The organism is Streptomyces sp. Y7 (assembly GCF_043195415.1).
In the GTDB taxonomy this organism is placed as follows: Bacteria; Actinomycetota; Actinomycetes; order Streptomycetales; family Streptomycetaceae; genus Streptomyces.
Window position 1 is genome coordinate 1 of sequence record NZ_JBIDDQ010000052.1, and the last position, 7707, is coordinate 7707.

At 71.9% G+C, this 7707-nt stretch carries 8 protein-coding genes; 4 read left to right on the forward strand and 4 right to left on the reverse strand.

Annotation, left to right across the window (positions count from 1 at the left end; all coding sequences use genetic code 11):
• Positions 1-1006, forward strand: a 1006-nt coding sequence (locus tag ACGFW6_RS45015; protein WP_393523589.1) for a tellurite resistance/C4-dicarboxylate transporter family protein, incomplete at its 5' end; no start/stop codon positions are given.
• Here the strand turns inward: ACGFW6_RS45015 and ACGFW6_RS45020 are convergent.
• On the reverse strand, positions 984-1337 hold the full coding sequence (locus ACGFW6_RS45020) for a hypothetical protein (RefSeq protein WP_393523592.1): 354 nt from the start codon (positions 1335-1337) through the stop codon (positions 984-986). The two genes, ACGFW6_RS45015 and ACGFW6_RS45020, sit on opposite strands and share 23 nt — an antisense overlap.
• 523 nt (positions 1338-1860) lie before the next feature.
• Between ACGFW6_RS45020 and ACGFW6_RS45025 the strand changes: the two genes are divergently transcribed.
• Positions 1861-2913, forward strand: a complete 1053-nt coding sequence (locus tag ACGFW6_RS45025) for an NlpC/P60 family protein (protein WP_393523594.1) — start codon at positions 1861-1863, stop codon at positions 2911-2913.
• 12 nt (positions 2914-2925) lie between these two features.
• On the opposite strand, the gene ACGFW6_RS45030 is transcribed toward ACGFW6_RS45025, so the two are convergent.
• Together ACGFW6_RS45030 and ACGFW6_RS45035 are read right to left on the reverse strand one after the other, a co-directional pair.
• A complete protein-coding gene (locus ACGFW6_RS45030) occupies positions 2926-3645 on the reverse strand; it encodes a LuxR C-terminal-related transcriptional regulator (protein WP_393523596.1) in 720 nt (239 codons plus the stop codon).
• Positions 3642-4931 carry a PspC domain-containing protein gene (locus tag ACGFW6_RS45035; protein ID WP_393523599.1) on the reverse strand — a complete coding sequence of 430 codons (1290 nt, stop codon included), beginning with the start codon at positions 4929-4931 and terminating at the stop codon, positions 3642-3644. Before ACGFW6_RS45035 ends, ACGFW6_RS45030 begins: the two co-directional genes overlap by 4 nt.
• A gap of 179 nt (positions 4932-5110) precedes the next feature.
• Here ACGFW6_RS45035 and ACGFW6_RS45040 point away from each other — a divergent pair, with 179 nt between their 5' ends.
• Positions 5111-6538 (forward strand): PspC domain-containing protein, encoded by a 1428-nt coding sequence (locus tag ACGFW6_RS45040; RefSeq protein ID WP_393523602.1) that lies wholly within the window; start codon positions 5111-5113, stop codon positions 6536-6538.
• A complete protein-coding gene (locus tag ACGFW6_RS45045; RefSeq protein ID WP_393523605.1) occupies positions 6525-6746 on the forward strand; it encodes a hypothetical protein in 222 nt (73 codons plus the stop codon). Before ACGFW6_RS45040 ends, ACGFW6_RS45045 begins: the two co-directional genes overlap by 14 nt.
• 19 nt (positions 6747-6765) lie before the next feature.
• On the opposite strand, the gene ACGFW6_RS45050 is transcribed toward ACGFW6_RS45045, so the two are convergent.
• Positions 6766-7296 (reverse strand): DoxX family protein, encoded by a 531-nt coding sequence (locus ACGFW6_RS45050; RefSeq protein ID WP_393523608.1) that lies wholly within the window; start codon positions 7294-7296, stop codon positions 6766-6768.
• Between the last annotated feature and the right edge of the window lie 411 nt (positions 7297-7707).

The window sequence follows — 7707 nt, forward strand, 5'->3', positions numbered from 1 at the left end:
CCCCCGGACCGCACCACCCCCCCCGACCCCCACCTCCCCCCTCCACACCTGGTGGTCGCAGCGACCCCCCACAGCCGGCGCCGCGGTCATGGCCACCGGCATCGTCTCGGTAGCCCTGCACCAGACGGGCTACGAGACCCTCTCCCGCATCGCCCTGGCCCTGGCCTGCGCGGCCTGGCTCGCCCTCGCCGCCGACTTCACCGCCCGGCTCGTCCTGGACCGCCAGAGGTGGCTGAAGGAAGCGGCCACCCCCGCCGCCCTGACCGCCATCGCCGCGACGACGGTCCTGGGCACCCGTTTCGCCGCCCTGGGCTGGGTCACCCTCGCCGAGGCCCTGCTGGCCCTGGCCACCGTGCTCTGGCCGGGCCTCCTCCTCACCGTCCTGCGCCACTGGCGCCGCCACATGCCCGGCGCCGTCTTCCTCGGCTGCGTGGCCACGGAGGGCCTGGCGGTCCTGGGCGCGACCCTGGCCGCCGTCGAGAGCGCGGCATGGCTCGCCCATGTCGCGCTCGTGTTCTTCTGGTTCGGCCTCGTCCTCTACGTCGTGGCCCTGCCCCGCTTCGACCCGGGCCAGCTCGCCCGAGGCGCCGGCGACCACTGGGTGGCGGGCGGCGCCCTCGCCATCTCCGCGCTGGCCGGCTCGAAGCTCCTCGCCGCCGACGGCCCCGACCTGTACCTCTGGAACGACGACGACTACGGCGTCCTGCGCACGATGACGGTCGCCCTGCTCGTACTCGACCTCGCCTGGTACGCCGTCCTGCTCCTCGCCGAGTTCGCCTGGCCGCGGCTGCGCTACGACGTCCGCCGCTGGGCGACGGTGTTCCCGATGGGCATGACGGCGGCGGCGACGCTCTCCGTCGGCACGGCGGTGGACGTCTCATGGCTGGAGTCGCCGGGCGAGGCACTGATGTGGATCGCGGTCGCGGCCTGGCTCGCGGTCGCCGCAGGCGCCCTTCGGGGTTACACGCGCCTCGGCGGTGAGGTCACGTCCACAACACGGCGATGAAGACGTTCGCCATGGTCAGCAGCCCCACCAGCCCGAACAGCCGCTTGTCCACCGTCTCCTCGTCCCGCTTCACATAGACGAGCCCGAGGATCACGACCAGCAGCGCCAGCTTCACACCGATCTTGACGTTGTTCACGGACTGGTCGTCCGCCTGGTTGAGGCCGACGAGGATCACCCCGGTGACCAGCATGGTCAGCGCGCCGTGCAGCATCGCGGGCACGAACCGTGCGGTCCCCTGCCCCATCGCCTTCAGCTGCGTGAAGAACCCACCGAGCAGCGCGGCGATACCGATGATGTGCAGCCCGACGAACAAATGGATGAGTACGTCCATGGGCCCGGAGCCTAGCCACCACGAAAAACCCGCCCGACACCGCCCCGCACCCCTCCTTCGCGCCACGCCCACCCTCCCCGGACCCCGCATATATGCGCGCCATAGCACCCCGCCACCCTCAGCCACCCCCAAACCGCCACTTCGGTCAGCACACAGCGTGAACCAGACGCCCCCATCCCGGGATCACGCTCACTTACGGTCACCCTCGGTCCGCTCCCAGCACTTCCGCACAACCCGTCACCGACCCGACACGGAGAGGTTTAGCGTCCTGCACCAGGTGACCGGCTCCCCACCGCCGCCCGGGCCAGGGGCGGCAGTCGGACACCACCGCCGAGAAAGGTCCGGCGGCGGCCCGCTCCCCCTGTGCGGGCCGCCGCCGGACGTGTGACCCGCCCCGGGCGGTCGTACGTCCGCTCTCCCCAGGCGCTCGTACGCCCACCGTGCCTCCGGGGCGGAGTTCGCCCGGCGCCGCCCTGGCGGACGTACGGGACGTGGCGGGCGGACGAAAGGACGTGCAGTCCACGTGGCAGCGCACCGAAAACCTCGTCAGCGCTCGGCCGGCGGCAACACGGCCCGCACGGCATGGACGATCGCACTGGCGGGCGCGGCGACGGCGACCGGTTTCGACGGGACCGGGCACGCCGAGCCGCAGCTGACACCGGCACAGGTGAAGGCGAAGGTGGACAAGCTGTACCAGGAGGCGGAGGTCGCCACCGAGAAGTACAACGGCGCGAAGGAGCAGGCGGACGCGGCCCAGCAGCGGATCAGGACGCTCCAGGACCAGGCCGCCCGCAAGACGGAGAAGCTCAACTCGGCACGGGAAGCGCTCGGTTCGATGGCCGCGGCGCAGTACCGCGACGGCGGCCTCGACCCGGCCCTGCGACTCGCCCTCTCCGCGGACCCCGACCGCTACCTGGACGGCGCGGAGTTCGCCGAACGCGCCGGCAGCCGGCAGGCCGCGTCCGTCGAGAGCGTCCGCAGGCAACTGCGCGAGATCGAGCAGCTGCGCGGCGCCGCACACATCGAACTGACCTCACTGAAGTCCCGCCAGGCCGAGCTGAAACGGCACAAGAAGACGATCACCGGCAAGCTGGACTCGGCCCGGGACCTGCTGACCCGGCTGACCGCCGAGGAGCAGGCCCGCCTCGACGACCGCGCCACCCGTTCCTCGACCGGCTCCCGCGACGCCCTGAGCGCCCCCGGTTCCGCCACCGCCCAGGCCCCCAACTCCCGCGCGGCGGCCGCCGTCTCCTACGCCTACGCCAAACTCGGCAGCCCCTACGTCTGGGGCGCGACCGGCCCGAACGCCTTCGACTGCTCCGGCCTCACCCAGGCCGCGTACCGGGAGGCCGGTGTCTCGCTGCCCCGTACGACCTACGCCCAGATCGACGCGGGCCGCCGCGTCTCCCGCTCCGAACTGCTCCCGGGCGACCTGGTGTTCTTCTACTCCAGCATCAGCCACGTGGGCCTGTACATCGGCAACGGCCAGATGATCCACGCCCCGAACCCGTCCGCACCGGTGCGGGTGGCGCCGCTGGACGAGATGCCCTTCGCGGGCGCCACACGCGTGGCCTGACTGCCCTTGCCCTCACACGAGTCGTCGTGCCGTCGCCCAGCGCGTCAGCTCGTGCCGGTTGGACAGCTGGAGCTTCCGCAGGACCGCCGACACATGGGACTCGACCGTCTTGACGGAGATGAAGAGCTGCTTGGCGATCTCCTTGTACGCGTACCCGCGCGCGATCAGCCGCAGCACCTCCCGCTCGCGCTGGGTGAGGCGGTCGAGGTCCTCGTCGACCGGCGGCGCGTCCGTCGACGCGAACGCGTCCAGGACGAACCCGGCGAGGCGCGGCGAGAACACCGCGTCGCCCTCCTGGACCCGGAAGACGGAGTTCACGAGATCCGTGCCGGTGATCGTCTTCGTCACATACCCGCGCGCCCCGCCCCGGATCACCCCGATCACGTCCTCCGCCGCGTCCGAGACGGAAAGCGCGAGGAAGCGGACCGGCTGTTCGCTGTCCGCCATCAACGGGGCGCAGCGACGCAGGACTTCGACCCCGCCGCCGCCCGGCAGGTGGACATCGAGCAGGACGACCTCGGGCCGGGTCGCGGTGATGACCGTGACCGCCTGGTCGACGTCCGCGGCCTCGCCGACGACCTCGACGCCGGTCTGCTCGGTCCGGCCGATCTCGGCCTGGACTCCCGTACGGAACATGCGGTGGTCGTCGACGAGGACCACACGCACGTGCCGCTCGGCCGCGCTCCCGCCGGTCGACTCCACGGGCTCGTTCGCCTCGGTCGCGTCGCTCATGACGTCTTCTCCGCCCTCTCCATCTCCAGCTCGACCTCCGTGCCGCCGTCGGGCACCGCCCGCAGCCGGGCCGTACCGCCGTTGCGCTCCATGCGGCCGATGATCGATTCTCTGACGCCCATGCGGTCGGCGGGTATCGAATCGAGGTCGAAGCCCGGACCGCGGTCCCGGACGGACACGAAGACGGTCTTTCCCTCCACCTCGGCGTAGACCTGCACGGCGCCGCCCTCGCCACCGTACTTCGCGGCGTTCACCATCGCCTCGCGCGCGGCCTGCATCTGTGCGGCGATCCTCTCGTCGAGGGGGCAGTCGCCGACGACCACGACCTCTATGGGGACACCGTGCTTGTCCTCCACCTCTGCGGCGTTGCGCCGCACCGCGTCGGCGAGGTTGGCGGGTTCGTCGGCCTCGTCCTTGCCGGTGCCCTCGGGCTTGTACAGCCAGGTGCGCAGGTCGCGCTCCTGGGCGCGGGCGAGGCGCCGGACCTCGTTCGCGTTCTCCGCGTTGCGCTGGATCAGGGTCAGGGTGTGCAGCACCGAGTCATGGACGTGGGCGGCGACCTCGGCGCGCTCCTGGGCACGGATGCGCATCAGGCGTTCCTCGGAGAGGTCCTGGGTCATCCGGACCAGGTACGGCCCCGCGAGGAGCGTGATGCCGACGAGGACCGCGAGCGCCGCCTGCAGGACGGAGCCGAGGTGGGCGGCGGAGCCCTGGAGGACGAAGATGCCGGAGACGCCGGCCGTGACGAGGACGACGCCGCCCGCCGCGCGCAGCAGGCTGAGGGTGCGCCGACGCCGCCCGACCTCCATCCAGCGGGCCCGGCGGGCGTTGTCCGCCTGCCGCCAGACCAGGGCGACGCCCGCGCCGACGAGGACGGCGGGCAGCAGGTACGCCTTGGCGCCGTTGCCGAGGTCCACGCTGCCGACGAAGACCATCGCCACGACCACCATGAGCAGCAGCGCGACGATCTGTCCCTTGTCGGGCTTGCGGGCGACGAGTCTGCGGCGGCCGTCGGACGCGGTCTCGGTGGTGAAGGGGGGCGGCCGCTGCGCGTCGACACCGCCGAGCCCGAGCGGCACGAAGAACCAGAACGCGGCATACAGCAGCGCACCGAGCCCGTCCGCCATGAACAGGCCGACGAAGACGAGCCGTACCCAGATGACGGGCAGGCCGAGGTGCCCGGCGAGCCCCCGCGCCACGCCCCCGAGCCAGCGTCCGTCACTGCTGCGGTAGAGCTTGCGCGGCGGCCGCGGTTCGGCGAGTGGCGCTGCTGCGGCTTCCGGCATGCCATCGATGTTCACACGCCCGGCCCATCAGGGCATCAGGGTCGACCCCCTAGACTCCCCTGATCTTCGAGGCCCGCCGCCTCGCACACTTCCCCCGCACCCGACTCAGGGCCGATATCAGGGTCCGACCAGGGTCATTCCGACTCCCATCGGGCCGACCCGCCCGTCACCATGGACACATGACTGATCACCAGCACGCCGCGGACTCCGTGCCCGGGCCGGACGACGCGCCCACCGCGGGCACGCCGACCGGCCCGGCACCCGCGAGCGCCGCGGGTGAGGAACCGCGCGCGGGCGCGGAGACAGCGGCGCCCGGTCAAGCCGGTGCCCTGCCCCCGCCGCACAGGTTCCGCCGCGACCGCCGGCACAAGATGCTGGCCGGCGTGTGCGCCGGCCTGGGCCGGCAGTGCGACATGGACCCGGTGTTCTTCCGGATCACCCTCGCCGTGCTCTCCGCGACGGGCGGCATAGGCCTCATCTTCTACGGCTTCGCCTGGCTCTTCGTCCCGTACGACGACGAGGACGAGAACGAGGTGCGCAAGCTGCTGACGGGCCGCGTCGACGGCCAGGCGCTGACGGCCGTGCTGTTCGCGCTGGTGGGCTGCGGCGTGTTCCTGACCTTGCTGAACAACGGCGGTGTGCTGGCCTTCGCCGTCGTCCTCTCCCTCCTCGTGGCCGGCGCCGGCTACTGGTCACGGCACCGCGGCACTCCCGACCCGGACCCGCTCGCCGCCCAGGCCGTCGCCGACGCCCCGCCGGAGGCGCAGGCCCCGCCGGTGCCCGCCGCCTACCCCTCCTGGTGGCGCGACCCGATCGTCAAGGACGGCACGCACGAGGGCGGCACGGGCTATCTCTGGGGCCCCCGCGACTCACGCGACCGCGACATCGCGGCGGCGGTCAACATCGGCCTCGGCGACGCCTGGAGCAGCCGCCAGGACCTACGGGCCCGCCGCGCCCAGCAGCCCAAGCCCCGCGGGCCCCGCTGGATCGGCGGCTGGGTGTTCCTGCTGGCCCTCCTCGCGGGCGCCCTCGGCACGGGCGCCACCTGGGAGGACCACGCGCTCGGCACCAGCCTCCAGACCGGTCTGGCCTGCGCGCTGCTGGTCATAGGCCTGGGCATAGCGATCAGCGCGTTCCTCGGCCGCACGGGAGCGGGCTCCGTCTTCCTGGCGATCATCACCGCGGGCCTGCTGGCCGCGTCGGCCGCCCTGCCCAAGGACATCAGCACCCACTGGAGAGAGAAGAACTGGCGCCCGGCAGCCGTGGCGGACGTACAGAACGAGTACGACCTGGGAACCGGCGTGGGCACCCTCGACCTGACCCGGCTGAACCTCTCGAAGGACCGGACCGTGACGACGAGAGCCGACGTGGGCGTGGGCCAACTGAAGGTGATCGTCCCGAAGGACGCGACCGTGAAGGTGAGCATCGACGTGGGCGTGGGAGACATCCAGCTGCCGGGCGAGGACAAGCAGGACGTGGACGTGGCACCGGGCAAGCACAAGGAACTGACCCTGAACCCGCCCACGGGCACCAAGAGCGCGGGCACGCTGGACATCGATCTCAGCGTCGGCGTCGGACAGGCGGAGGTGAGCCGTGCTGCGTCATGAGTTCCAGCCCGGAAGGCTGGTGGCCGGTGCCTTCCTGACCATCGCGGGCATCGCCTACGCCGGAGACGCGGGCGACGCCTGGGAGACCCCGTGGTTCGCGGTGATCCCCTTGGTCATCGGCGGCCTGTGCCTGGCAGGAGCGACAGCGCTACTGGCCCGAGCGATACGCAGACGCCGCGGCACGCCCCAGCCACCCACACACCCCTGACAGCCGAGCCAACCGCCCCCTACCGATAGCCACCCGACCGCCGGCGTCGCCGCGTCCGCAAGGCGGCATCCAGCGACAACAGCGGTGCGCCGGCGAGCACGAGCGGCAGCCAGGCCATCAGGTAGGCCAGGTCATTGCCGTAGTAGTACGGATCGGAGGCCCAGCTCACCGTCAGCCACAGACTCAGTGAGATCAACGCCCCACCGAGCGCCGCCAGACGGGCGAACAGCCCGATCAGGGTGCCGATCCCGACGGCCAGCTCACCGAACGCGATGGCGTAACCGAACCCCACCGGGTTGTCCAAGGCCATGTCCACCATGGCCGGGATGGCGGAGGAGTCCCGAACGGCACGCATCATGTCGCCGATCGACCCCGCCCCGGAGTCCTTCATGAAGGCGCTGTCCGTGAGCTTGTCCAGCCCGGCGTAGATGAAGGTGACGCCGAGGAAGACGCGGAGCGGAAGCAGGGCGTAACGGGTGGCGGTGTCCCGCCAGCCCCGGTCGCCGTCGAGGTAAGGGGGGTGCGTGTCCGTGTGCATACCGTGAGTCATCGCCCGTAGCCGCCTCTCGCCCGCCGTGCCGTGACCCCTCGAACGACGATACGTACGCAATCGCTGCGCCGCTCAACCATGCCGCCCGTATTCTCCGCCGCCCCACCCCCGCTGAAAACCCCGCCGGAGGCGCAGGGTCCACCCCTTCAACCCCCTGGGGCTGCCGCCCCAGACCCCGCAGCGTCCTGAACCACCTCGTCCTCAAACACCGGACGGGCTGAAAGTCGCGGCCGTGTCGCTGCGCGCGTCACGAGAGCTGCACCCGCCCACGGCGGCAAGGGGCCGCGCCGGGGGGTGTCCGCCCGCAGCGGCCGGCGTCAAGAAACAGAACCCTCTGATGCCGGGCACCCGCCGGACCGAGGACGGACACCCCCCGGCACGGCCCCGACCCACCCCCAGGCGCTACGCGAA